At 62.1% G+C, this 22,788-nt stretch carries 24 protein-coding genes; 11 read left to right on the forward strand and 13 right to left on the reverse strand.

Translation table 11 applies throughout. The features are described 5' to 3' along the window. Window position 1 precedes the first annotated feature (1 nt). Both betC and betI read right to left on the reverse strand, forming a co-directional pair. Window positions 2-1,540, reverse strand: coding sequence for a choline-sulfatase (gene betC, locus AYK65_RS04785; RefSeq protein ID WP_046118426.1), 1,539 nt, complete (start codon window positions 1,538-1,540; stop codon window positions 2-4). A 118-nt stretch (window positions 1,541-1,658) separates the two neighbouring features. Beyond that, complete coding sequence (gene betI, locus AYK65_RS04790; protein WP_081157982.1) at window positions 1,659-2,270, reverse strand: transcriptional regulator BetI; 612 nt, start codon at window positions 2,268-2,270, stop codon at window positions 1,659-1,661. 147 nt (window positions 2,271-2,417) lie between these two features. Here betI and AYK65_RS04795 point away from each other — a divergent pair, with 147 nt between their 5' ends. The 3 genes from AYK65_RS04795 to AYK65_RS04805 all read left to right on the forward strand — a co-directional run bounded on the left by AYK65_RS04795 (window position 2,418) and on the right by AYK65_RS04805 (window position 5,983). Beyond that, window positions 2,418-2,966, forward strand: a complete 549-nt coding sequence (locus AYK65_RS04795) for an HdeD family acid-resistance protein (protein WP_046118424.1) — start codon at window positions 2,418-2,420, stop codon at window positions 2,964-2,966. A 162-nt stretch (window positions 2,967-3,128) separates the two neighbouring features. After that, window positions 3,129-4,925 carry a bifunctional diguanylate cyclase/phosphodiesterase gene (locus AYK65_RS04800; protein WP_026612818.1) on the forward strand — a complete coding sequence of 599 codons (1,797 nt, stop codon included), beginning with the start codon at window positions 3,129-3,131 and terminating at the stop codon, window positions 4,923-4,925. Between the two features lie 56 nt (window positions 4,926-4,981). Continuing rightward, window positions 4,982-5,983 carry an NAD(P)H-quinone oxidoreductase gene (locus AYK65_RS04805; RefSeq protein ID WP_026612817.1) on the forward strand — a complete coding sequence of 334 codons (1,002 nt, stop codon included), beginning with the start codon at window positions 4,982-4,984 and terminating at the stop codon, window positions 5,981-5,983. A 291-nt stretch (window positions 5,984-6,274) separates the two neighbouring features. Here AYK65_RS04805 and AYK65_RS04810 read toward each other — a convergent pair whose 3' ends face one another. Beyond that, the gene (locus AYK65_RS04810; protein ID WP_026612816.1) at window positions 6,275-7,012 is read right to left on the reverse strand and encodes a DUF3750 domain-containing protein; all 738 of its coding nucleotides are present in this window, start codon (window positions 7,010-7,012) and stop codon (window positions 6,275-6,277) included. Between the two features lie 125 nt (window positions 7,013-7,137). On the opposite strand from AYK65_RS04810, the gene AYK65_RS04815 reads away from it, so the two are divergent. Then, a complete protein-coding gene (locus AYK65_RS04815) occupies window positions 7,138-8,145 on the forward strand; it encodes an asparaginase (RefSeq protein ID WP_026612815.1) in 1,008 nt (335 codons plus the stop codon). 52 nt (window positions 8,146-8,197) lie between these two features. Here the strand turns inward: AYK65_RS04815 and AYK65_RS04820 are convergent, their stop codons facing one another. After that, a complete protein-coding gene (locus tag AYK65_RS04820) occupies window positions 8,198-8,950 on the reverse strand; it encodes a DeoR/GlpR family DNA-binding transcription regulator (protein ID WP_026612814.1) in 753 nt (250 codons plus the stop codon). Between the two features lie 93 nt (window positions 8,951-9,043). Between AYK65_RS04820 and AYK65_RS04825 the strand changes: the two genes are divergently transcribed. Beyond that, window positions 9,044-9,415, forward strand: a complete 372-nt coding sequence (locus AYK65_RS04825; protein WP_026612813.1) for a hypothetical protein — start codon at window positions 9,044-9,046, stop codon at window positions 9,413-9,415. 112 nt (window positions 9,416-9,527) lie between these two features. Continuing rightward, window positions 9,528-10,148: a glutathione S-transferase family protein gene (locus tag AYK65_RS04830; RefSeq protein ID WP_026612812.1), complete on the forward strand. Its 621-nt coding sequence runs from the start codon at window positions 9,528-9,530 to the stop codon at window positions 10,146-10,148. A gap of 9 nt (window positions 10,149-10,157) precedes the next feature. Here AYK65_RS04830 and AYK65_RS04835 read toward each other — a convergent pair whose 3' ends face one another. Beyond that, the gene (locus AYK65_RS04835; protein WP_026612811.1) at window positions 10,158-10,523 is read right to left on the reverse strand and encodes an MmcQ/YjbR family DNA-binding protein; all 366 of its coding nucleotides are present in this window, start codon (window positions 10,521-10,523) and stop codon (window positions 10,158-10,160) included. A 59-nt stretch (window positions 10,524-10,582) separates the two neighbouring features. Then, entirely contained in the window at window positions 10,583-10,780 is a 198-nt protein-coding gene (locus AYK65_RS04840) for a hypothetical protein (RefSeq protein WP_026612810.1), read from the reverse strand. Window positions 10,781-10,944: 164 nt separating this feature from the next. Here AYK65_RS04840 and AYK65_RS04845 point away from each other — a divergent pair, with 164 nt between their 5' ends. Next, on the forward strand, window positions 10,945-11,880 hold the full coding sequence (locus AYK65_RS04845; protein WP_026612809.1) for a LysR substrate-binding domain-containing protein: 936 nt from the start codon (window positions 10,945-10,947) through the stop codon (window positions 11,878-11,880). Here the strand turns inward: AYK65_RS04845 and AYK65_RS04850 are convergent. After that, window positions 11,840-12,499, reverse strand: coding sequence for a glutathione S-transferase family protein (locus tag AYK65_RS04850; protein WP_046118422.1), 660 nt, complete (start codon window positions 12,497-12,499; stop codon window positions 11,840-11,842). The genes AYK65_RS04845 and AYK65_RS04850 overlap by 41 nt on opposite strands. A gap of 201 nt (window positions 12,500-12,700) precedes the next feature. Here AYK65_RS04850 and AYK65_RS04855 point away from each other — a divergent pair, with 201 nt between their 5' ends. Together AYK65_RS04855 and AYK65_RS04860 are read left to right on the forward strand one after the other, a co-directional pair. Next, window positions 12,701-15,034: a bifunctional diguanylate cyclase/phosphodiesterase gene (locus AYK65_RS04855; protein WP_046118421.1), complete on the forward strand. Its 2,334-nt coding sequence runs from the start codon at window positions 12,701-12,703 to the stop codon at window positions 15,032-15,034. A 267-nt stretch (window positions 15,035-15,301) separates the two neighbouring features. Further along, window positions 15,302-16,084 (forward strand): L,D-transpeptidase family protein, encoded by a 783-nt coding sequence (locus AYK65_RS04860; RefSeq protein WP_034884876.1) that lies wholly within the window; start codon window positions 15,302-15,304, stop codon window positions 16,082-16,084. A gap of 18 nt (window positions 16,085-16,102) precedes the next feature. On the opposite strand, the gene AYK65_RS04865 is transcribed toward AYK65_RS04860, so the two are convergent. Next, window positions 16,103-16,579, reverse strand: a complete 477-nt coding sequence (locus AYK65_RS04865) for a MarR family winged helix-turn-helix transcriptional regulator (protein ID WP_026612806.1) — start codon at window positions 16,577-16,579, stop codon at window positions 16,103-16,105. Window positions 16,580-16,692: 113 nt separating this feature from the next. Between AYK65_RS04865 and AYK65_RS04870 the strand changes: the two genes are divergently transcribed. Further along, window positions 16,693-17,115: an organic hydroperoxide resistance protein gene (locus tag AYK65_RS04870; protein ID WP_026612805.1), complete on the forward strand. Its 423-nt coding sequence runs from the start codon at window positions 16,693-16,695 to the stop codon at window positions 17,113-17,115. A 330-nt stretch (window positions 17,116-17,445) separates the two neighbouring features. On the opposite strand, the gene AYK65_RS04875 is transcribed toward AYK65_RS04870, so the two are convergent. Together AYK65_RS04875 and AYK65_RS04880 are read right to left on the reverse strand one after the other, a co-directional pair. After that, complete coding sequence (locus AYK65_RS04875; protein ID WP_081157983.1) at window positions 17,446-17,658, reverse strand: alkylphosphonate utilization protein; 213 nt, start codon at window positions 17,656-17,658, stop codon at window positions 17,446-17,448. A 164-nt stretch (window positions 17,659-17,822) separates the two neighbouring features. Next, window positions 17,823-19,385, reverse strand: a complete 1,563-nt coding sequence (locus tag AYK65_RS04880; RefSeq protein WP_046118419.1) for a helicase HerA-like C-terminal domain-containing protein — start codon at window positions 19,383-19,385, stop codon at window positions 17,823-17,825. 415 nt (window positions 19,386-19,800) lie between these two features. Between AYK65_RS04880 and AYK65_RS04885 the strand changes: the two genes are divergently transcribed. After that, window positions 19,801-20,193: a hypothetical protein gene (locus tag AYK65_RS04885; protein ID WP_046118418.1), complete on the forward strand. Its 393-nt coding sequence runs from the start codon at window positions 19,801-19,803 to the stop codon at window positions 20,191-20,193. Between the two features lie 76 nt (window positions 20,194-20,269). Here AYK65_RS04885 and AYK65_RS04890 read toward each other — a convergent pair whose 3' ends face one another. The 3 genes from AYK65_RS04890 to AYK65_RS04900 all read right to left on the reverse strand — a co-directional run bounded on the left by AYK65_RS04890 (window position 20,270) and on the right by AYK65_RS04900 (window position 22,669). Next, window positions 20,270-21,103, reverse strand: coding sequence for an aldo/keto reductase (locus tag AYK65_RS04890; protein WP_046118559.1), 834 nt, complete (start codon window positions 21,101-21,103; stop codon window positions 20,270-20,272). Between the two features lie 117 nt (window positions 21,104-21,220). After that, window positions 21,221-21,994: a trans-aconitate 2-methyltransferase gene (gene tam / locus AYK65_RS04895; protein ID WP_026612800.1), complete on the reverse strand. Its 774-nt coding sequence runs from the start codon at window positions 21,992-21,994 to the stop codon at window positions 21,221-21,223. A gap of 12 nt (window positions 21,995-22,006) precedes the next feature. Next, the gene (locus AYK65_RS04900; RefSeq protein ID WP_026612799.1) at window positions 22,007-22,669 is read right to left on the reverse strand and encodes a haloacid dehalogenase type II; all 663 of its coding nucleotides are present in this window, start codon (window positions 22,667-22,669) and stop codon (window positions 22,007-22,009) included. Between the last annotated feature and the right edge of the window lie 119 nt (window positions 22,670-22,788).

Consider the following 22,788-nt stretch of genomic DNA (forward strand, 5'->3'; position numbering starts at 1 on the left):
CTTATTCTCCCCGCGGATAGCGTTTGGATTCCTCGAGATTGTCGAGATTCATGTGGTTGCGCATGTAGCGTTCGGATGCCTTCTGCAGCGGCTGGTGGTCCCAGGGGTAATAGGCGCCGTTCCGGAGCGCCTCGTAGACCACCCAGCGCCGCGCTTGACTTTCGCGCACGGCGGCATCGAAGGCCTCCATGTCCCAATGCGCGGCGCGCATGTCGCGGAAGGCAGTGAGCGTCGCCTGATCGACGGGGCCGCGCGGATGCGCCGCGAGATTGGTCAGTTCCAACGGATCGGCTTCGAGGTCGTAGAGCTGGTCCGGGTCGAGCGCGCAGTGAATATATTTCCACTTGCCCTCGCGGATGGCGACGAGCGGGGCGTAGGAAGCCTCCGCCGCATATTCCATCAGCACCGGCTCCGTGCGCTCCGCGCCGTTGATCATCGGAACGAGGCTGACGCCGTCGGTCCAGGGCTTCACCTCGCCCATCGAAATGCCGGCGAGATCGGCCAATGTCGGCGTCACGTCGAGGTTCGACGTCGGCGCCAGATGCAGGCCGGCTGTCACACCCGGTCCGGCAATCATCAGCGGCACGCGCGCCGAACCCTCGAAGAAGTTCATCTTGAACCAGAGGCCGCGCTCGCCGAGCATGTCGCCGTGGTCGGAGCAGAAGAGGATGAGCGTGTCGTCGAGCATCCTCGTGCGCGTGAGCGTGTCGATCAGCTCGCCGATCTTCTCGTCGAGGTAGGAGATATTGGCGAAATAGGCGCGGCGCGAACGGCGGATGTTTTCTTCTGTCACGTCGAAGTTCTTGTAGTCGCAGGAGAACATGATGCGCTGCGAATGCGGGTCCTGCTCCTCGAGCGGGATGGTGCCGACTTCCGGCAACAGGTGCTCGCAATTTTCGTAGAGATCCCAGAACTTGCGGCGTGCCACGTAGGGGTCGTGCGGGTGGGTGAAGGAGACGGTGAGGCACCAGGGCCGCCGGCCGTCGTCATCGTTCTCGCGCGCGAGTTGATAGAGCTTCTGGTTCGCCAGAAACGCCACTTCGTCGTCATATTCCATCTGGTTGGTAATTTCGGCGACGCCTGCGCCGGTCACCGAGCCGAGATTGTGATACCACCAGTCGATGCGCTCGCCGGGCTTGCGATAGTCCGGCGTCCAGCCGAAATCGGCCGGATAGATGTCCGTCGTCAGCCGCTCTTCGAAGCCGTGCAACTGGTCCGGCCCGACGAAATGCATCTTGCCGGAAAGAGCGGTGTAGTAGCCGGCGCGGCGCAGGTGATGCGCATAGGTCGGGATCGAGGATTGGTATTCCGCCGCATTGTCATAGACGCGGGTACGGCTAGGCAATTGCCCGGCCATAAAGGACGCTCGCGCCGGAGCACACAAGGGAGACGACGTATAATTGTTGCGGAAGCGCGCCGAACGCGCGGCCAGCGCCTTAAGGTTCGGCGCATGCAGAAACGCGGCGGGGCCGTCGGGAAAGAGCTTCCCGTTCAATTGGTCCACCATGATGATCAGAATATTCGGCTTCGCGGCGGTCACGTTGTCAGGTCCTCGATGTTCGATTTGTCTTGTGCTCATTACGCGCGTGCAGGCGGCTGCCCCTCATCCGGCTGCCGTCACCCTCTCCCCGCAAGCGGGGAGAGGGCTAGTCCTCGGGTTAAACCCGAGGAGAGGGGCAGTCTTCACTGTTGCGCGCCCGCAAATGCGCATTCACATAATCTTCCGTCAATGCGATCGAAGCCTCGATGCTGATCGGCGCCGATTTCAGACTTTGCCGAATGTAAAGCCCGTCGATCATCGCGGCCGCGCCCTCGGCGAGGCGTTCCGCGTCATCGGCCGGGCAAAGCGCCTTTAGGCTTGCCAGCAGATTGGAGCGCAGTCGCCGCGCATAGATGACGAGGAGCCGGCGGACCTCCTCGGACCGCTGCGCTTCGGAGTAGAAGGCGAGCCAGGCGGCGACGGTTTCGGGCGCGAATTGATCGGCGCGGAAGCTGATGCGGATCAGCGCGCTCACCTTTTCGCGCGGCGTCGCCGCAGCCTTCAGCGCACTCACCGCGTCCTCGCGCAGCTTGCCGAGCAGGCTGCGGATCGTCGCGATCAGCAATTGCTCCTTGCTGCCGAAATAGTGATGCGCGAGCGCGGGCGAAACGCCTGCTGTCCGCGCGATGTCGGACATCGTGACGGAAAGCGTACCCTGATCGCCGATCACGCGCAGCGCTGCATCGACCAACGCCTTGCGGCGTACCGGCTCCATTCCGATTTTCGGCATGCTAGAACTCCTTGGCGATCATCAGTTTATTTTTGATTGACTCATCAATCAATAAAAATTTTCCGCTTTTTCCCTTTCTTTTTGCTTGGAAATCCGGCTCAATCATCGGGTGGAGATCGTGCTTGCCTGCAGCACTGGAGGTTGAAAATGGCCCACATGTTCGATCTGGCCGGCAGGGAGGCTGTTGCTGGAAAATGGGGATGGTTCGTCGCGCTGGGGGTGCTGCTGATCATGTTCGGCGGCGTAGCCTTCGGCAACCTGCTGATGGCGACGGTCGCATCCGTCTATTATGTCGGCATCATTATGCTGATCGGCGGCCTGCTCAATCTCGCTCATGCCTTTCAGGTCAGGGGCTGGGAAAGCGTCCTCTATTGGGTGCTGAGCGGTGCCTTCTACGCTGCGGCGGGTCTCTTCGCCTTCATCAACCCTCTGCTCGCCTCTTCGGTCTTGACGTTCCTGTTGGCGGTGGCGCTGATCGTCGCCGGTTGCTTCCGCATCTGGGTCGGCTTCAAGCTTCGGCCGCTCGGCGGCTGGGGCTGGATGGTCGTCGGCGGGATCATCACCTTCATCGCCGGCCTCGTCATCGCGGCCGGCTGGCCGGTCAACAGCCTCTGGATCCTCGGGCTGTTCCTGGCAGTCGATCTCGTCATGCAAGGGCTTGCTTCGATCGCCTTCGGCGTTCTTGTGAGGGGCTGAGCGGTCAGCCGCGCACAATCGCCGCAACCCGAGCGAGTGCGGTTCGGCGCGCTCTACTTCGAGCGCCGAACCTTCATCAAACTTTCACATTCGCGAAAGATTTCGTTGACGCTTGACTTCGATGCTGGCGCGCGTCCGTATATCTTTTCCCTGGAGCCCGGCATGTCGGCCGCCCCCGCAGAAGTCCTGTCGCTTCGCCGCTTCGGCGACGACCAGATCATAACGCTTGCCAAACTCGTGATCGAAAACGCTTTTCAGCCAATCGTGGAGGCGACGACCGGGGCGGTCTTCGGCTACGAGTCTCTGGTACGGGGATTCGAGCGCCTGGGCTTTGCCTCGCCGCTCGAGCTGCTCGACAAGGCCGAGGGCGCGGGGCAGTTGCTGGCACTCGAGCACCTGATCAACAGCCGTGCGGTCGCTGCCTTTGCAACGCTTCCGGATTTCTCCGCGCGCACGCTGTTCCTCAATTTCGATTCGCGCCTCGTCGGCGGCGAGGGGGACATCGTCGAGCGCCTCGTCAACCATTTGAAGCGTTCCAACATTGCCCCGTCCTCCATTTGTTTCGAGCTGTCGGAACGCTTCGACAGCGGCAAGATGCCGGATTTCTCCGCGCTGGTGCGGCAGTTGCGGCTTGCCGGCTTCAAACTGGCGATCGATGATTTTGGCGCCGGCTTCAACGGTCTGAAACTGCTCTGCGACCAGCCGGTCGACTATGTGAAGATCGACCGGCATTTCATTGCAGAGATCGACAAGGACTCGCGCAAGCGCCATCTCGTTCGCCACACGGTCAACATGGCCCATGTCCTCGGCACGCGGGTGATTGCCGAGGGCGTGGAGACGGAGGCGGAGTTTCTCGTCTGCCGCGATCTTGGTTGTGATCTGATGCAAGGCTATTTCGTCGCCCGTCCGACGACGCATCTCATCGAGCTGCAGCCGGTCTACCCGCATCTGGAACCCCTCGGCGGCACACGCCCCTCGTCGACGCTCGACAGCATCCTGATCAGGAAGGAGATCGAGCAGCTTCCCGCCGTCAGGGAAAGCGACGATCTCGATTCGGTTTTCGACCTTTTCCGCCGCAACCCGCGCCAGGCCTTCTTTCCCGTGCTGAACGCGAATGGCGAGCCACGCGGCATCCTGCACGAATACCATGTGAAGGAGATGATCTATCATCCCTTTGGCCGCGACCTTCTGAAGAACCGCATCTATCAGCGCCGCATCTCGCACTTCGTCACGCCGGCACCGATTGCCGACCTCGACACCCCGGCCGACGAGATGCTGAAGATCTTTGCCGGCATGGACGGCAGCGACTGCGTCATCCTGACGGAAAACATGCGCTATGCGGGCATACTTTCGGCCTCCTCGCTCCTGAAGATCATCAACGAGAAGCAGTTGAAGATGGCGCAGGAGCAGAACCCGCTGACCGGCCTTCCAGGCAATCGCGCCATCCGCGATTACGTCCAGCACGCCATCCTCGACGGCGATGAGGCGCGCTATTTCTGCTACTGCGATTTCGACGATTTCAAACCGTTCAATGACACCTACGGCTTCCAGAAGGGCGATCTCGCGATCACCCTGTTCGCGGCGCTCCTGCGGCGTCATTTCATAGGCGAGGAGAAGTTCCTGGGCCATGTCGGCGGCGACGACTTCTTCATCGGCGTCAGCGGCTTTACCGAAGAGGAGATCCGTGCGGTCCTTATGCGTCTCGTCGACGATTTCCGGCTGGATGTGCGCCAGCTCTACACGCCGGAGCACCAGGCGGCAGGCGGCATTAGCGGTCATGGCCGCGACGGCCTCGCGAGGGACTTCCCGCTGATGCGCTGCTCGATCGCCGTGCTGGCGCTTCCGGAAGGATTCATCCTGTCCGACAGCCAGACGGTGAGCAAGCGGATCGCGGAGATAAAGGCGCGTGCCAAGGCAAGCGACGACGGGCTCGTGCTGGAACGGCTTGGCCAGGATTGAGCGGGCGGCGAGCCGGCTGTAGGTATAGGCGGAGCTCTGCTTTTGAGGATGCCGCCATGACCCTTCCGACCGAGATGAACTATGTCGACCTGCCAGCCCCGGGCGGACCGGAGAATATGGTTCTGGCGCGCGGGCCCCTGCCGCAGGTGAAGTCGGGAGACATCCTGGTCCGCGTCGAAGCCTTCGGCATCAACCGGCCGGATGTGCTGCAACGCAAGGGCGACTATCCGCTGCCGCCCGGCGCGAGCCCGATCCTCGGGCTCGAAGTTGCAGGCGAAGTCGCCGCTCTCGGAGAGGGCGCGACAGGCTTCTCGATTGGCGACAAGGTCTGTGCGCTGGCCAATGGTGGCGCCTATGCCGAATATTGCGCCGTGCCTGCGACACAGGTGCTTGCCTGGCCTAAAGGCTATGATGCGGTGAAGGCGGCGGCCTTACCGGAGACCTTCTTCACCGTTTGGGCCAATGTCTTCGACATGGCCGGCTTGAAGGCGGGTGACACGTTTCTCGTCCATGGCGGATCGAGCGGCATCGGCACGACGGCGATCCAGCTCGCCAAGGCCTTCGATGCGGAGGTCTTCGCAACCGCCGGCAACGCGGCAAAGTGCGCGGCCTGCGAGGCGCTCGGGGCGAAGCGGGCGATCAACTATCGCGAGGAAGATTTCAAGGCCGTCGTGCTCGAGGAGACCGGCGGGCGCGGCGTAGATGTCATTCTCGACATGGTCGGCGGGCGCTACTTCGATCGCAACATTGCCAGCCTCGCCAAGGACGGGCGTCTATCGATCATCGCTTTCCTCGGCGGTGCGCGGGTGGAAGGCGCCAGCATCGCGCCGATTCTCACGAAGCGGCTGCACGTGATGGGATCGCTGCTCAGGCCGCGAACGTCTGCCGAGAAACAGGCGATCCGAGACGGGCTTGCATCAAGCGTCTGGCCGCTGTTGGAAGCGGGCAAGGTCGCACCGGTGATCCATGCGGTGCTGTCTTTCGATAAAGTCGCCGACGCGCATCGCTTGATGGAAGAGGGTGACCATATAGGCAAGATCGTGATGCGGGTCGGCTGACAATAAGACGATAGTCGCCCTTGTATTGGCGCAAAGAAGGCTTACGTTTAAATCAACGTCAACGAACAGAAAGGAAGGTGATCCAATGTCTAATGAGATTTCGGACCTCGTAATGGACATGGGAGAGGTGAAGGAGTCGAGGCAGCCCTTGGCTTGATTGCCGCCTTCCTTGGGGCCTTCGGGCCCGGCCATTCCAGGGCCAAAACTCATGGAAGGGTCGCCGGAGCGCGGCCCTTTTCCTTTTTTGAGGGCCAGATTAAGTGTCGCGATCAAAGGCTCTAAACTGCCGCTTCACATGCCGAGCCGGCCAACGGCCGGTATCTTGAGGCCGGGCCTTGCAATATCGAGCCCGGCCACCAAGCCCATGAAATGCAGTTCCAGGCCGCTGCGCCAGCCCGCAGAAATGCCGGCGAGGCCGTAGAGTGTCGCATGGACGTCGAGCCCGTCGGCATCGACCTCGAAGAGCCTGCCCTCGGGCAGGTAGTTGCGGCCGACGGCATCGGGCGGCAGCACTGCGTCGAGCTCGGGCACGGAGCGCAGCACATGGGCAACGAAAGTGTTGGAGTTCGGCCCCGGCCAGATGCGATAGGCGCCGGGCGCTGAATAGGGATAGGCGGCAATCGCCTGATCGACCTTGGGAATGAGCCGCTCTGCTTGCTCGCCCGTGACCGATACCACCAAGCGCGGCTCGTTCGAGTACCAGCGGGCGTCGGCCGGATAGGCGTTCTTCCGGATCGGACGGCCCCAGCCCACCTTCTCGTAGCGACTGTAGCTCGGCGCTCCTTCGTACTTGGTGACGATCCACGCGTGGCTTGCCACGGCGCCTTTCATGCCGCCCGTCGTCGCCGAGAAAACGTAAATCGCCGCGTCCGGCTTCGTCGCTGCCTCGGGCAGAATGCCGGCCGACGACCAATCCGCCTCCCGCCAGCTCTGCGGGCGGTCCTTGAGGTACCATAGTCCCGCCGAGGCAAGCGCTGGCAGCAGATAGACGATGATGAAAGCGAGGAAGAGGCGGCGGAGGAATTTCATCGACAACGTCTTTTCTGCCGGTGGAAACCTGATAGATGCATAGCCGGAAGTACGCGGATAAGGAAAGTGGGTGCTTCTTTTGCCCGCATTCCGCTCAAGCAATGATGGAAATTTGAGGGCAGTGCATGTCGAATCCCGTTCTGGTCGAAGTGACGCGCGGAAACATGGTCGAAAGCCGCCACCGTGGCATGGTCGTCGCCGTCGATGGAGACGGCAATGAGCTGTTCTCGCTGGGTGAGGCGGATGCCGCCGTGTTCCCGCGTTCCGCCTGCAAGGCAATGCAGGCCCTGCCGCTCATAGAAAGTGGTGCCGCGGCCGCCTATCGCTTCGGTGCCAAGGAGCTGGCGCTTGCCTGTTCATCACACTCCGGCGAGCCCGAACACGTGGCGCTCGCGGCCGAGATGCTGGCTGCGGCGGGCAGAGACGTCGGCGCGCTCGAATGCGGCGCCCACTGGTCTTCCGACCAGGCGACGCTCATCAGCCAGGCCCGTTCGCTGGAGAAGCCGAGCGCCTTGCACAACAATTGCTCCGGCAAACATGCCGGCTTCATCTGCGCCTGCTGCCATTCCGGCACGGAAGTTAGGGGTTACATCGGCTACGATCATCCGATCCAGCAGGAAATTCGCGGGGTCATGGAGGACCTGACCGGAGCAATCCTGGCGCGCGACAATTGCGGCGTCGACGGTTGCTCGATACCGACCTATGCGGTACCGCTGAAGGGGCTTGCCCACGGTTTTGCAAAGATGGCGACGGGTGCCGGTCTTGGGGCGGAGCGGGCGCGCGCTTCGAAGCGTCTGATCGATGCCTGCATGGCCGAACCCTTCTATGTCGCCGGCACCAAGCGCGCCTGCACGCGGCTCATGAACACCGCGCCCGGCCGCATTTTCGCCAAGACCGGTGCCGAGGGCGTCTTCTGCGCCGCCATCCCGGAGAAGGGCATAGGCATCGCGATCAAATGCGAAGACGGCACGACCCGGGCCGCCGAGGCGATGGTCGCGGCGACGCTCGCCCGCTTTTTCGCGGACGAGCCGCAGGTTCACGCAGGGCTGATGGCTCAGGCCAACCACTCGATGCATAATTGGAACCGTATTCATGTCGGCAACGTGCGCGTGACCGAGGCCTTTATCGCGTGACCTGTAGGGTCGCACGCCTTAAGAAAACATGCAGCAGCGTTCGGAAGTCTCGCTATGCCGTGATCAGCGCGGTGGTACCGTCCTGATAAGGCAATAGAAGGTCGGCTTCCATGTCCGCGGGCACGACAAGGCCGGCGAGCTCGCCGACGCTCATGATGCGGTGGGGAGAGGCGGAGCCGAATTTCTCCGGCGTGGCGAGCACGTAGGTTTCAGCCGCATGCCGGGCGATCGCCCGCTTGATCGCCGCCTCCTCGTAGTCTCCGGTCGAAAGCCCATGGGCAGGGTGAATGGCGGTGACTCCGAGAAAGAAAATGTCGGCCCGAATTTGTTCGATTGCCGAGAGTGCGGCTGCGCCGGTCGTCACCATCGAGTGCTTGTAGAGCCGGCCGCCGATCAGGACCACCTCCGCATCATGACGCTCGAGCTCTGCAGCGATCGTCGGGCTATGCGTGACTATCGTCACGCGGAGGTCGTACGCCAAAGCTCGGGCGATCTCCGCATTGGTCGTACCGCCGTCGAGAAAGACGACCTGACCCGGCTTGACGAGCTCCGCTGCGCGGCGGCCGAGCCGGCGCTTGACGTTGCCGGCGATAGCCTGGCGGGTGGCAAAATCCGGAAGCGGCGGCGTCAGCGGCAGGGCTCCTCCATGAACCCGCTTCAACAGGCCCTCGGCTGCCATTTCTCTGAGGTCGCGACGGATCGTGTCTTCCGAAAGGCCGAGTTCGTCGGCGAGCGCCTTTGCAACGATCTGCCCGTCGCGCGCAAGTCTTGCCGAGATCATCGCTCGTCTCTGTGTGGTCAGCATTGATTCCTCCTTGACTCTTCACGAAATTGCATGAATCTTCATGATATTTCCAGAAATATCTGGAATTTTCGTGCAAAAAACCGGAGAAAATTCATGCTTATTCTGATTGCTGGACCCTACCGCTCGGGTACGGGCGACGATCCGTCGAAAATGGCGGCTAACTTGAAGCGTCTGGAGGAGCCGTCTTACGCGCTCTTCAAGGCTGGGCACGTACCGATGATCGGCGAATGGGTGGCCTTGCCGGTGTGGCATGCAGCGGGCGGGCGCCATGTGGGCGACGATCTCTACGAGGAGATCTTTCATCCCGTGGCCGGCCGCTTACTCGCCCTTTGCGACGCCGTACTGCGGTTGCCCGGCGACTCGAAGGGAGCGGACAATGACGTGCGCATCGCGCGCGAGCGCGGCATTCCGGTCTATTATCGTCTTGAGGACGTGCCGGGCTGCGCCGGTACGCTGGTCGCCTGAGCACTGGGTCCGGCGGATTGCCGCCGGACCTTCCGCCCTTGTCAATCGCGGCGATTTCATCTCTTCTGCAAAGGCAATTCGCGCTTCCGCGCCGCCACCTTGAGGCAGAACGATGCTGAAACTGTTTTATACGCCCGGGACCTGTTCGCTTGCCTCGCATATCGCGCTCGAGGAGGCCGGAGCGGCCTATGAAGCGCATCGCATCGATTTTTCCAAGGCCGAGCAGACGAAGCCCGAATATCTCGCCATCAATCCAAAGGGGAGGGTGCCGGCGCTCGTGACCGATCGCGGCATCTTGACCGAAACACCGGCCATCCTCGCCTATATAGCTCAGAGCTTTCCAGAGGCGCGGCTTGCGCCGCTCGACGATCCGTTCGAGTTTGCGCGGCTGCAGTCGTTCCTGAGCTACCTCTGCTCGACGGTGCATGTCGCCCATGCTCATGCGCGGCGAGCGGCACGCTGGGCCGATGACCCGGCTGCGCACGAGGCGATGAAGGCGAAGGTGCCGCAGAATATGGCCGCTTGCTCCGATCTGATAGAGCGCGCGATGTTCGCCGGCCCCTTCGTGATGGGCGAAAACTATTCGATCGCCGATCCCTATCTCTTCACGATTGCTAGTTGGCTCGAGGCGGACGGCGTCGATCCGGCGCGCTTCCCGAAGATCCTCGATCATCGCAACCGAATGGCCGCGCGGCCGGCCGTCGCCAAGGTGCTGGCGGTCGTGCAGTCATGATACCGCGGGTCAGGTCGGGCTCGAGATGTCGAAGCGGTCCGCCAGCCGTTTCGGCGCTTTTTGGCGCCAAGCGGCAATCAGCCGGTGCGTCAGCGCTTCGTCGTCGATGACCGAGAGCCTGACCAACATCGCCGGCCATCCCTTATAATGGTCGGTCTCGAAGAAAAGCGACGGATCGAGCTCCACCAGCATCTCCTTTTCTTCGAGCGCACACATCACCACCAGCGTTTCGGCGTCCTTCATCCGTACGAAGCTCTTGCCTTTGACGAGTAGCGCCGGCGTCCCATAGGACGTGCCGACGGTCATTTCTGGTAGCCCCGCGGCTTCTGCCAGCCGCCGCACGCGCTCGAAGGAACGCTTCATCTCGTCCGTCATGGATTTCCTCGGTCAAACGGGAAGGACGTTGCGGATCATAGCTCAGCCGCCGTCGCCGATCACGTGTGGTCGCAAGCCCCGCTCGCTGCAGCGCGCGCCATGGCCATCCGGGGAAACGGCAGGTCCGCAAGTGCCCGTTCATCCATACGGGCGAGATCGGGATGCCGGAGAGGATCTCGCAGCCAGTCGACGGACGCGTCCGTAGAGTAGTCAGAGGCGAGCCCGATGCGCTTGAATATAGAGAAAAACTTCAGCATGGGGTCATCCTTCCTGATGCCGCTACGGTGCCGAAACTGCGGTTGGACGAGCGGGAAAACCTTAGTAGCCATTTGCTCGCCTGCTGAGGAGCCTAGCAGCAGCATTCGCCTGTTTGGCCAAATTTACAATTGAGATTGCCGGGTCTTGAGTTTAGAAAAACTATATGAAGGAACTGAACACGATCCATTTGAACGGACTACGCGCGGCGGAGGCAGCGGGTCGCCTGGGTTCGCTCGCCGCCGCGGCCGACGAACTCGGCGTGACCCCCGGCGCCGTCAGTCAGCAGATTGCCAAGACGGAGGCGCAGCTTGGGCGTACGCTCTTCGAGCGCTCGCCGCGCGGACTCGTGGTAACGGATAGCGCCCGCCCGCTCATGATGCGGCTCTCGAATGCTTTTGCGGAACTCGCCGAAGCCGTCGCGCAGGTGCGTCGTCGCGACGAGTCGGTATTGACGGTGTCGGTAGCGCCGGTCTTTGCGGCTCGCTGGCTGGTCTATCGGCTGAACCGCTTCGCCGAGCGCCATCCGGAGATCCGGCTGAGAATCGACGCGACCACGAGACTTGCCAATCTCGAAACGTCCGACGTCGATCTCGCCATCCGTGTCGGTGCGGGCGGCTGGCCGAGTGTGCGCTCCGAACTGCTTCTCGAACAGGAGGTCTTTCCCGTCTGCTCGCCGGCGCTCGCGGCGGGATTGCGTGTTCCGGCCGACATTTTGAGGTTGCCGGCCGTGATCGACGAGCATGCGATGTTTTCGTGGGAGGTATGGCTGAAGGCAGCCGGTCTTTCCGGCGCCCAGATGACTGTGCGCCACACCTTCAACGATGCGTCGCTCGCGCTCGATGCGGCCATTGCCGGCCAGGGCGTGATGATTGCCTGGCAGACGCTCGCCGGCTATGCGGTGATGAAGGGCAGTCTGGTGGCGCCGTTCGGCATCCGTGCCAAGACCGGCTTCGCTCACTACTTCGTCACCTCTGCTTCGCGACGCGAAAGCAAGGCCGTCATTGCATTCAAGCAATGGGTGCGCGAGGAGGTGGAAGAGGGAATGCGCGAGCTCGACTCTATTCCGGTTCCCTCAGCCGTTCCTCCATCATCGCCTTGAAGGCGGGGCGCGACTGGCACCGCGCCAGCCAGGCCTTCACGCGCGGGTGCCTGTCGAAGAGGGCGGCCTGGCTCATCGTGTAGCGGAACACCTCCGCCAGGTTTAGGTCGGCGACCGTGAAGCGCTCGCCGACGACGTAGTCGCGGCCGGCAAGGTGCCTCTCAAGGACGGCGAAGGCTTTTTCGAGAGACTGTGAGCAGGTGCCGATCAGTGCCCGGCCCTCGGGCGTGTTCTCGATGCCGTTGTCATAGGCAAGGACGATCTTGACCGCATGCGGCTCTACCTCCGTCGCCGCCCACATGGTCCAGTTGCCGATCTGCCCTTCCTCGCCGATGTCAGCCGGGGCCAGCGGCCCGCCGTATTTGCGCGCGAGATAGAGATTGTTGGCGAGCGATTCCGTCAATACCAAACCTTCGTCTTCGATTGCCGGGATGAGACCCATCGGATTGACGGCAAGGAAGTCAGGCGATTTGGTATTCAGAGGAGCCTCAGCCGCCAACGGGTCGCTGAGGCGGCGCGCCTGGATCACCGGCACCGACTTGAAGGGAATGCCGAGTTCGCGCGCCATCCAGTAGTTGCGCGACGCGCGCGAGCGGTAAACTCCATAGATCGTCAGCATCTCGACCTCTCCGTTTTGCGATTGATGGATCCCTTAAGCAATTGCCGCCGTTGGCAAAAGCGGCCGCCATTGATAGGCGCATGAAATCTTTTGATGCGACATCTCTGGAGAACCTTTAGACGATTTTTCGCTGGGGAGTTTAGGGAAGTATAACTTCTCACAACTAAACCTAAGCGAGCGTCGCTCTCCCGGAGGCTGTGCTTGTCAAGGAAAACGTCCCGCAACACCCGTTATGCCGCCCTGAACGCCGGCGACAATCTGGAGACGCGCCGGCTGATCGATGCCGGCAATCGCCTGGCTGAAGAGGTGGCGCGCATCTTCCCGCGCGAACCCGACATCGCCGACCGCCACTACTGGCTGGAAACGATGATCAACCATGTGCCGGACTACATCTATGCGAAGGACCTCGAAGGGCGCTTTCTCATCGCCAACGACGTGACCGTCGCCGATAACAGTCTTGAAAGCTTGCGGGATCTCGTCGGCAAGACCGATTTCGACCTGCACCCGTACGAATTCGCCCAGGCCGTCGCCGACACTGAACGGCGGGTGATCGAGACCGGCGAACCGATCTTCGGCATCGAGGAGCGGGCAATCGTGACCAAGGGACGCGACCGCTGGCTGATGACCTCGAAAGTGCCATTGCGCAGCAAGAGCGGCAAGATCGTCGGCACCGTCGGCATATCCCGCGATATCAGCGACCGCAAGGAGGCAGAGCGTCTGCTCGAAGGCCAGGCGCGCCTATTGGAAATGATCGCCAAGGGTGAGCCGCTTGGTGAATTCTTCGATGAGCTGATCCTGCTGATCGAAGCGCTGTTGCCTGGCATTCGGGGGTCGATCCTGCTCCTCTCGGATGACGGCGGGCATCTTCTGCACGGCGCAGCCCCGAACCTCGACGAGGGCTATTGCGCCGCGATCCATGGCGCCGAGATCGGTCCGGTGGCGGGCTCCTGCGGAACGGCGGCCTGGCGCGGCGAACAGGTGGTCGTTTCCGATGTTTTTGCCGATCCGCTTTGGCAGGACTACGCGCATCTTCTGAGGCCCTCCGGTCTGCGGTCCTGCTGGTCGACGCCGATTCTCTCGCGCGAGCGCAAGGTGCTCGGCACCTTCGCCCTCTATTCGCGCGACGTGGGTGCGCCGAGCGAGCGGCAGCAGGAACTGATCGCAATGGCCGCCCATCTGGCCGGGATCGCGATCGAGCGCAAGCGCGCCGAAGACAGAATCGGTTTCATGGCGCATCACGACTCCCTGACGGGCCTGCCCAATCGCGTCCTCTTCGAGGACCAGGTTACCGTCATGCTCGACGCAATCCGCGGACGGGACCAGTGGGCGGTGCTCGCGTTTCTCGATCTCGACAACTTCAAACTAATCAATGACAGCCTGGGCCATGCCGCCGGTGACGAACTCTTGAAAGCGGTGGCCCAGCGCATGCTGGCCGCCGTGCGCAAATCCGATTTCGTCGTGCGCGTGGGCGGCGACGAATTCATCATTCTGCTGAACGGCCTGCCGAAGGAGCGCGACGTCGTGCTGTCGCGCCTGGAGGATATCCGGGCGGAGATCGCCATGCCGGTGCAGCTCCAGGGCCGCAGCCTGCAGGTCAGTTGCAGCATGGGTGTCGCCTGCTTCCCGGATCAGGGAAGGACGGTGAGCGAGCTGCTCGCCAATGCCGATACGGCCATGTACCGCGCCAAGGAAATCGGCCGCAACAATCTCCAGGTCTTCACCGAGGAGATGGCAGCGCGAGCGCACGAGAAACTGCAATGGCAGGAGGAACTGCGGGAAGCAATTGCCCGCGAGGAATTCCTTCTGCATTTCCAGCCGCAAATGAGCCTCGAAAGCGGCCGCATATTCGCCGCCGAAGCGCTGTTGCGCTGGAAGCACCCGGTGCGCGGCATCATATCGCCGGCGACGTTCATTCCGCTGGCCGAAGAGACGGGACTGATCGTCCCGATCGGTGATTGGGTCCTGCGCGCTGCCTGCCGTCAGTTGAAGGCATGGCAGGAAGCGGGGCTGCCGCCATTGATTGTCAGCGCGAATGTTTCCGCCCGGCAGTTCCGCGAAGGCAACTGGGCGGAGCGCGTGGCGGCGATATTGGAGGAAACCGGCCTCGAGGCGCGGTACCTCGAGCTCGAATTGACCGAAAGCCTGATCATGCAGGACGTTTCCGGGGCGATCGCCACCATGCATGAACTGGAGGCGATCGGCGTGCATCTGGCGATCGATGATTTCGGCACCGGCTATTCGAGCCTCAGCGCGCTGAAGCGGTTCCCTGTGCGAAGGCTGAAGATCGATCGCTCCTTCGTCGCGGACATCCCATCGGATGGCGACGATATAGCAATCACCTCGGCGATCATTTCGCTCGCACAGAAGCTCGGCCTTCGCGTGATCGCCGAGGGCGTCGAGACCCAGGCACAGGTCGAATTTCTGCAGAAGGCAGGTTGCGACGAGATCCAGGGCTATTTCTTCAGCCGCCCGCTGCCCGCCCACGAATTCGAGTCGTTGCTGCGCCAAGCCGGCTGCGACGCAGACGGAATCTGAAGTCGTCAGCGGTTGTACGAGCCATGCCATGATTGTGATCGGAAGTTTACTGACACAAGTTCGGTTCCAGCCATTAATGCGAAGCAGAAGCTAAGCAAGCGGTTTCCACTTGCGTCCCGCTGCGACTTATCGGTAACCATCAACATGGCTCCGGAGCGATTCAATCCGGGACCATCTCGACTTGATTCGCCGGCGGAGCATGTGGGTACCGACGCATGTGGCGCCGCTCTTTACCTCTTCGCCGTACTTGGAACCCGTTAGAGTTCGATGTCATCGCTGCCTGTTTTTTCCCGACGCCAGTTTCTCCGCACATCCGGACTCGCAATCGCCTCCGCAGGGCTTGCGGGCTGCACCTCTTCGATGAACACCGACCGTTTCCGCGAGCAAACGATGCCGGTCTTCCGCAATCCCGCGCTCGAGAGCCGTTGGATCGCGCCGGATGGCGAAGTCCTGTTGGAAGGTCCGGTGGGAGAGGGGCCAATCGGCCTGCCGCCGCAGGACGCCTATTACGGGGAGATCTACGCGGCGAAGGAAGACGGCGGCTTTCTGATCCCGGCCGTGCCCTATCGGCAGCTTGACCCACGCCTCTATCGCCAGGACGTGAGCGATCCGTTCGGCGAGGCTCCTGGCACGATCGTCGTCGATACGGCTGACCGCTACTTGTACCACGTCCAATCGGGCGGCCGCGCGACGCGATATGGTGTGGGTCTTGGCCGCGAGGGTTTCGCCTGGTCTGGTCGCGGCGTGATCCAGTGGAAGCAGAAGTGGCCGAGATGGACGCCGCCGGATACGATGATCGCCCGGCAGCCGATACTGGCGAAATTCTCGGCGGATAATGGCGGCATGCCTCCGGGGCTCGACAACCCGCTCGGGTCGCGCGCGCTTTACATTTTTCAGAACGGTCAGGACACGCTTTATCGCGTCCACGGCACGCCGGAGTGGCAATCGATCGGCAAGGCCGTTTCGTCCGGTTGCGTGCGCATGCTCAACCAGGACGTGATCGATCTCTATGATCGCGTGCGCGGCAAGGCGCCGATCCTCGTCATCTGACCCTTGCTTGCCCGGCGCTCAGTTCTCTAGGTTATTGGCGCCTAGTCGCTGCGTCAGCCGATGCAGCGCATCGCGCAGTTCGCTGACCTCTTCCAGGCTGCAGCCGGTCGCCTTGCCGATCTCCGCAAGGATCGTGAATGCCTCGGTTTTCAATCGGCGACCGCCCTCCGTCAAACTGACGATGACTTGCCGCTCATCGGCCGGATCGCGCATCCGTCTGACGTAGCCCGCCGCCTCCAGCCGCTTGAGCAGGGGGGAAAGCGTGCCCGAATCGAGGCCCAGCTCTTCACCGATCCGCTTCACGGTCATGCTGTCCTGTTGCCAGAGCGCCAGCAGCACGAGATACTGCGGATAGGTGAGCCCGAAGCGGTCGAGCAGAGGCTTGTAGGTGCGGTTGAAGGCATGTGCCGCCGAATAGACCGCAAAGCAGAGTTGCTGGCCGAGTGTAAGCGCCTCATCGGGAAGAGCGTCGAGTTTTGCCGCTTTGCTGATCATGATGCCATTGTCGCAAATTCACAGAGGTAAAGCAATTTGCAAAATTAATTTGCGTGCAATTTAATTTTGCGCTATGCAGATGGTTATCGACAACCGAGCAGAAGGAGACTGTCATGCCAATCCTCTATCGCACCACCGCTTCCGCAACCGGCGGCCGCGCCGGCCAGGCCAAGAGCACCGACGGCGTGCTCGACGTCACCCTCACCGTACCGAAGGAGCTCGGCGGCGACGGTGCGCGCGGCACGAACCCGGAGCAGCTCTTTGCCGCCGGCTATTCCGCATGCTTCCTCGGCGCCCTGAAATTCGTCGCCGGCAAGGAGAAGGTAAAGCTTCCCGAAGACACGAAGGTGACGGGCACGGTCGGTATCGGCCCCCGTGACGACGGCACTGGTTTCTACATCGATGCGGCGCTGGAGATCTCTTCGCCGGGCGTCGACAAGGCCGTGCTCGAGGATCTGGTGCAGAAGGCGCATATCGTTTGCCCGTACAGCCACGCGACAAGGGGCAATGTCGACGTGAAATTGACGGTAGCTTGACAGAAGACCTTGCCAAAAGCTGTAGCCCGGAGTGATGCTCCGGGCTCGTTCCCCGCGGGGAACTTTGGCCGGCCTACAGCGCCGCGCATCTTGCAGACGCCACAGTACATGACAGCAGCCTACTGCGGCACGGGAAGGCTCTCCTCCGATCCTCGTCCTGTGCTTGTCACAGGACGCCAGCCAGCCCAAATCCTTGGGCTAAAAGACTCTTCCGCGCCGCGGACGCGACGCTGGCGGATCCCTGTGACGAGCACATGGATGAGGGTGAAAAAGCATAAATCGGCGAAACATGCAGACAGGCGATAGCCTCGCTGCAGGAGCGTGCGGCCGTCAGGCCTTCTTGAGAAACTCTGTACGCAGCACCAGTCCCTTAAGCTTTTCCACGCGGCATTCGACTTCGTCCGGATCGTCCGTCAAGCGAATGCCCTTGACCAGGGTGCCGCGCTTCAGCGTCGTGGAGGTGCCCTTCACCTTCAGATCCTTGATCAGCGTGACGTTGTCACCATCCTCCAGGATGGCACCGTTCGAATCCTTGACTTCCATGTCGATCCTTTCGGGGCGGCGGCACCTCTCGGCAACATTGTCGAGAGCCGAGCCGCGGTCCGGCCTCCTTAGACTGGCGACAGGCGCGGGGCGCAAGTCGGGCCGTCGTGCAATCCGTCTGTCAGAGGCGCCGGTCGCTGCAGCGCTCGGATTTCCCGCCCGTCCTAGCGCCTCAGACTCCCGAGGATGCCGCGAACCAGCGCCCGTCCCACCTGGGTCGCAACCGTGCGTGCCACAGACTTCATTGCGGCTTCCATGACCGTCTCTCGCTGGTAACCCGAGGATCGCCGCCGAGGCTGCTTGTCGGAGGGCGCTTCGGCCGCGTCGTCGCCGAAGCCGGGCAGGGTCCAACGGCTGCGGCCCGAAGTCTCTTCGGCTGTCTGTTGCTCGGCCTGTTCAGCGGCTTCCGCCTGTTCCGCGGCCTTGGCCGCGCGCTTCGCAAGCATCTCATAGGCCGATTCCCGGTCGAAATCTTCGTCGTAGAGACCGCGCACCGGACTGACATTCATGACGGTCTGCCGTTCGGCTTCCGTCAGCGGGCCGAGGCGCGAGGCCGGCGGGCGGATCAATGTCCGCTCGACCATCGACGGCGAGCCCTTGCCCTCCAACGTCGAGACCAAAGCCTCTCCCGTGCCGAGATTGGTGATCACCTCGGCACAATTGAAGTCCGGGTTGGGGCGGAACGTGTCAGCCGCCGTCTTGACCGCCTTCTGCTCGCGCGGCGAATAGGCGCGCAATGCATGCTGCACGCGGTTGCCGAGCTGCGCTAGCACGGTCTCCGGTACGTCGAGCGGGTTCTGGGTCACGAAATAGACGCCGACGCCCTTGGAGCGGATCAGGCGCACCACCTGTTCGACGCGCTCGACGAGCACCTTCGGCGCATCGTTGAAAAGCAGATGTGCTTCGTCGAAGAAGAAGACGAGCTTCGGCTTGTCCGGGTCGCCGATCTCCGGCAGTTCCTCGAAGAGCTCCGAGAGCAGCCAGAGCAGGAAGGTCGCATAAAGCCGCGGGTTCATCATCAGCTTGTCTGCGGCAAGCACCGAGATCGCCCCGCGCCCATCATTCGTCGTGCGCATGATGTCGGTGATCTTCAGCGCCGGTTCGCCGAAGAAGTGCTCGGCCCCCTGCTGCTCGAGGATCAGAAGCTCGCGCTGGATCGAGCCGACTGAAGACTTCGAGATGAAGCCGAACTGGTTGGAGAGCTCGCTCGCATTCTCGCCCATATAGTTGAGCAGCGCCTGCAGGTCTTTGAGATCGAGAAGCGGCAGCCCGGCTTCATCGGCGATCTTGAAGGCGATGTTCAGCACGCCTTCCTGCGCGTCCGTGGCGTTCATCAGCCGCGACAGGAGAAGCGGTCCCATCTCCGAAACGGTGGTGCGGACCCGGTGGCCCTTCTCGCCGTAGAGATCCCAGAAGATTACCGGGAATTCCTGGAAATCGTAGGGCTTGAGGCCGATCTGCTCGGCACGCTTCAACAGGAAGTCCTTGGGCTCGCCCATCGCACCGATGCCGGAAAGATCGCCTTTTACGTCGGCGCAGAAGACCGGAACGCCGGCATTCGAGAATCCCTCGGCAAGGATCTGCAGGGTTACCGTCTTGCCGGTGCCGGTGGCGCCGGTGATCAGCCCGTGGCGGTTGCCGTACTTGAGTTCCAGATATTCGGGCTTGTTGATCGAATCATCCGACTTGCGGCTGGTCCCGATGTAGAGCTTGCCTTCCTGCAGCATGAGGTTTCATCTCCGTCTTATCGATTTTTCTTAATGAAAGCGGGTATTTCCCGCATGTCGCATACAGTCGGTCATCGAAGCATCGCTCGTTTCTGTTATAGGCGGTGCGCTTGCACCCGGCAACATGGCTGCAAGCGGAGGAAGGCTTGTGCCGTTGCCATCGGCGAAGGTCCGTGGAACGATGGCTTAGAGCAATTCCAGGAAAAGTGTGTAACGGTCTTCCGTCCGGAATTGCGGAGTTTCAAAGAGCTAGATCATTTCACTGTTTCGATGAAGCAATGAAATGATCTAGGACGCAGCGGAAGGGAGTGCAGGGCGGCTGCAGGATCGCTTTGGATCTTTGTCGACGCCCTTGTCATTTCCGGATCGATCATTTACCTTGACGTTAACGTCAAAATTCAGCGAGGAGATTTCCATGAGTGAACTGGTCACGCGCGTGGCGGAAAATGTCGGCCTCGAGCCCGCGACGGCCGAGAAGGCAGTGGGGATGATCCTCGGCTTCCTGCAACGTGAAGCGGCCGAAGGCCCGGTCGCCAGGATGATAGAGGCGATCCCGGGCGCGCCGGAACTGGTCGCTCAGTACAACGGCGAGGGCAGCAATGGCAGCGGCATTCTCGGCGGGTTGATGTCGGCGATCGGCGGCGGCGGTGTCATGGCGCTCGGCCAGCAGCTGATGAGCCAGGGCCTCGGCATGGGCGAGATCACCGCGCTCGCCAAGGAGACGATCGCCTTCGCCAAGGAAAAGGCAGGCGACGAGGTCGTCGATGAGGTGGTCGCTTCCGTTCCGGGGCTCAGCCAGTTCGTCTGATCGGCTCTCGGGCCGGTTTGCGGGAAAGACTTTTCAGGCACCCACCGGGCCCGCTCCGGTGGGTGCTCTGCATTCGTCAGGCCGCTTGGTCCCATTCCGGCGCGAGACCCCGGGGGCTGACGATCCGGCCGTCTGGTCTCGCGAGGCCACGGATTGCCGCCATCTCCTCCCGCGTCAGCGCAAAGTCGAAGATGGCGAAGTTCTCCTGAAGCCGCGCCTCCGTCGCCGTCTTGGAGAGCGCGATTACGTCCTGCTGCTGTACGAGCCAGCGCAGCACCACTTGCGCCGCCGTCTTGCCGTGGCGGGCGCCGATATCGTTCAGCAGCGGATCGGAAGGGACCTTGCCGTTGGCCATGGCATAATAGGCGGTCAGCGACATTCCAAGCCGACGCGCCGTCTGCAGCACTTTCGTCTGATCGAGATAGGGATGGTATTCCACCTGATTGGTCGCGATCGGCGCGTCGCTCAGCCGCGCCGCTTCCTCCATCTGCGCCGTGTTGAAGTTGCTGACGCCGATATGGCGCACCTTGCCGGCCTTGCGCACCTCGTTCAGCGCGCCGACGCGTTCGGCCATCGGCACGTCGCTGCCCGGCCAGTGCAGAAGCAAGAGGTCGACATGATCTGTCTTGAGCTTCCTGAGGCTCTCGTCGACGGAGGCGATGAAGGCATCGTGGCGATAGTTGTCGACCCAGACCTTCGTCGTCAGGAAGATATCCGCGCGTGGGATCCCGGACCTATGTATGGCCTCGCCGACCTCAGCCTCGTTGCCGTAGATCTGTGCCGTATCCACGTGATGAAAGCCAAGCTTCAGGGCTTCCGGGAGCACGCGCAGCACCTCGGCCCCGGACATACGAAAAGTACCGAAGCCGAGGGCGGGGATGTTGGCGCCGTTGGAATTGACTACGTGCATGGAGAACTCCTTGATCAGGATCGCGTCGGGGTGAAGTCGCGACGGAAAGGGAAGAGACATCCTCCTATACTTGTCGCGTCCATCCGGGGCTTCAAGGCGCATCCGTCGTCGTCGGATTCAAGGCGCCTTCACCGCAACGATAAACAGGCGCGGAAAGCGTAGCAGCACGCGCCCGTCGGCCATCGCCGGATAGGCCCTTGCTATCCTCTCGGCATAGGTGGCGAGGTATTCTGGGCGCCGCTCGGCGGGCAGGGCGTCGAGATAGGGACGCAAGCCCGTTCCCTTCACCCATTCGACGATGGCATGCGCATTGGAGAGCGGATGGTAATAGGCGGTGTGCCAGACATCCACCCGCGCCGTTTTCGGGGCTAGCCTTTCGACATAGGTCTCCGCTGAGGGCAGGGGCTTCCGGCGGATCGCCTGGCCACGATAGTGCTCAACGAAGGCGGGTTCCTCGGCCGCTTCCTGCATCAGAAGATGTGATGGCTCGTCGAGATTGTCGGGCATCTGCACGGCGAGCGCGCCGCCGGGCGCCAATGCGTCGACAAGGCGTTCGAGAATGTCTATGTGGCTCGGCAGCCATTGGAGGACCGCGTTGGCGAAGAACAGCGCAGCTCCTTTCGGCGGCACCCACGCCTGAAGATCGGCCTTCTCGAAATGCAGATCGGGCAGCCGCCTGCGAGCGGCCGCCAACATGTCCTCGTCGCTGTCGATGCCCACAAGCCTATTGCCGGGAAAGCGTTCCAGGAGAAGCTCGGTCGAATTTCCCGGGCCACAACCGAGATCGAAAACGGGTCCCTCCGGCAGCTCGGGCACTTGGGCGAGAAGGTCGCGCGCCGGGCGCGTGCGTTCATCCTCGAATTTCACATATTGCGCCGCCGACCAGGCCATCGGCGTTCTCCTTCAAATGCCGAACTGCAGGCTTTCGAGTGAGGGAAGGATGAGCGATGGACCATAATCCTTGTATTCGTCGGGCATATCGGCGCGGTTGATCCAGACCGTGCGGAATCCGAATTTCGTGGCACCGGCAATATCCCAGCGGTTCGACGACTGGAACGAAACAGCGCGCGGATAGAGCCGATATTTCGTCGTCACGAGATCGTAGACGGCGGGCGCCGCTTTGAACATCCTGACGGAATCGACCGAGAAAACGTCGTCGATGATGATGTCGAGCGCGGCGTTCTTGACCGCGGAGGCCAGCATGGCCGGGGAGCCGTTTGAGAGAATCGCGATGCGGGCGCCCCGCTCCTTCAGCCCCTTGAGCACGGCCGGAACTTCCGGATAGCAGTCGAGCGCCCAATAAGCATCGAGCAGCCGCTTCTTGAGCTTCGGATCGGCCGAGGGAAAGCGCTGGAAGGCGTAGTCGAGAGATTGCTCGGTCAATTGCCAGAAATCGACATAGGCGCCCATGAGCGAGCGCACCCAGGAATATTCGAGTTGCTTGGCGCGCCAGAGTTCCGAAAAGGCCTGTCCATCCGGTCCGATCGCATCGGCATGCCGGCGCACGGCGGCGTGTACGTCGAAAAGCGTGCCATAGGCATCGAAGACATAGGCCGCGTGAGACATCGAACTCTCCCGTCTATCCACCGTCCGGCGCGCGCAACACGAACTGGGGTCGCTTACGCGAATGGCTGCCGGAACCAAGGCCTGCGGCAACGCGCCGGGCGGCGCTCTGCCTTCGCCTT

Source organism: Ensifer aridi, assembly GCF_002078505.1.
Taxonomy (GTDB): domain Bacteria; phylum Pseudomonadota; class Alphaproteobacteria; order Rhizobiales; family Rhizobiaceae; genus Sinorhizobium; species Sinorhizobium aridi.

What these genes read in the sequence shown, in the direction of transcription:
- betI (WP_081157982.1), bottom strand. Translation starts at nt 2,270, where the DNA reads ATGCCGAAAATCGGAATGGAGCCGGTACGCCGCAAGGCGTTGGTCGAT.
- AYK65_RS04795 (WP_046118424.1), top strand. Translation starts at nt 2,418, where the DNA reads ATGGCCCACATGTTCGATCTGGCCGGCAGGGAGGCTGTTGCTGGAAAA.
- AYK65_RS04800 (WP_026612818.1), top strand. Translation starts at nt 3,129, where the DNA reads ATGTCGGCCGCCCCCGCAGAAGTCCTGTCGCTTCGCCGCTTCGGCGAC.
- AYK65_RS04805 (WP_026612817.1), top strand. Translation starts at nt 4,982, where the DNA reads ATGACCCTTCCGACCGAGATGAACTATGTCGACCTGCCAGCCCCGGGC.
- AYK65_RS04810 (WP_026612816.1), bottom strand. Translation starts at nt 7,012, where the DNA reads ATGAAATTCCTCCGCCGCCTCTTCCTCGCTTTCATCATCGTCTATCTG.
- AYK65_RS04815 (WP_026612815.1), top strand. Translation starts at nt 7,138, where the DNA reads ATGTCGAATCCCGTTCTGGTCGAAGTGACGCGCGGAAACATGGTCGAA.
- AYK65_RS04820 (WP_026612814.1), bottom strand. Translation starts at nt 8,950, where the DNA reads ATGCTGACCACACAGAGACGAGCGATGATCTCGGCAAGACTTGCGCGC.
- AYK65_RS04825 (WP_026612813.1), top strand. Translation starts at nt 9,044, where the DNA reads ATGCTTATTCTGATTGCTGGACCCTACCGCTCGGGTACGGGCGACGAT.
- AYK65_RS04830 (WP_026612812.1), top strand. Translation starts at nt 9,528, where the DNA reads ATGCTGAAACTGTTTTATACGCCCGGGACCTGTTCGCTTGCCTCGCAT.
- AYK65_RS04835 (WP_026612811.1), bottom strand. Translation starts at nt 10,523, where the DNA reads ATGACGGACGAGATGAAGCGTTCCTTCGAGCGCGTGCGGCGGCTGGCA.
- AYK65_RS04840 (WP_026612810.1), bottom strand. Translation starts at nt 10,780, where the DNA reads ATGCTGAAGTTTTTCTCTATATTCAAGCGCATCGGGCTCGCCTCTGAC.
- AYK65_RS04845 (WP_026612809.1), top strand. Translation starts at nt 10,945, where the DNA reads ATGAAGGAACTGAACACGATCCATTTGAACGGACTACGCGCGGCGGAG.
- AYK65_RS04850 (WP_046118422.1), bottom strand. Translation starts at nt 12,499, where the DNA reads ATGCTGACGATCTATGGAGTTTACCGCTCGCGCGCGTCGCGCAACTAC.
- AYK65_RS04860 (WP_034884876.1), top strand. Translation starts at nt 15,302, where the DNA reads ATGTCATCGCTGCCTGTTTTTTCCCGACGCCAGTTTCTCCGCACATCC.
- AYK65_RS04865 (WP_026612806.1), bottom strand. Translation starts at nt 16,579, where the DNA reads ATGATCAGCAAAGCGGCAAAACTCGACGCTCTTCCCGATGAGGCGCTT.
- AYK65_RS04870 (WP_026612805.1), top strand. Translation starts at nt 16,693, where the DNA reads ATGCCAATCCTCTATCGCACCACCGCTTCCGCAACCGGCGGCCGCGCC.
- AYK65_RS04875 (WP_081157983.1), bottom strand. Translation starts at nt 17,658, where the DNA reads ATGGAAGTCAAGGATTCGAACGGTGCCATCCTGGAGGATGGTGACAAC.
- AYK65_RS04880 (WP_046118419.1), bottom strand. Translation starts at nt 19,385, where the DNA reads ATGCTGCAGGAAGGCAAGCTCTACATCGGGACCAGCCGCAAGTCGGAT.
- AYK65_RS04885 (WP_046118418.1), top strand. Translation starts at nt 19,801, where the DNA reads ATGAGTGAACTGGTCACGCGCGTGGCGGAAAATGTCGGCCTCGAGCCC.
- AYK65_RS04890 (WP_046118559.1), bottom strand. Translation starts at nt 21,103, where the DNA reads ATGCACGTAGTCAATTCCAACGGCGCCAACATCCCCGCCCTCGGCTTC.
- tam (WP_026612800.1), bottom strand. Translation starts at nt 21,994, where the DNA reads ATGGCCTGGTCGGCGGCGCAATATGTGAAATTCGAGGATGAACGCACG.
- AYK65_RS04900 (WP_026612799.1), bottom strand. Translation starts at nt 22,669, where the DNA reads ATGTCTCACGCGGCCTATGTCTTCGATGCCTATGGCACGCTTTTCGAC.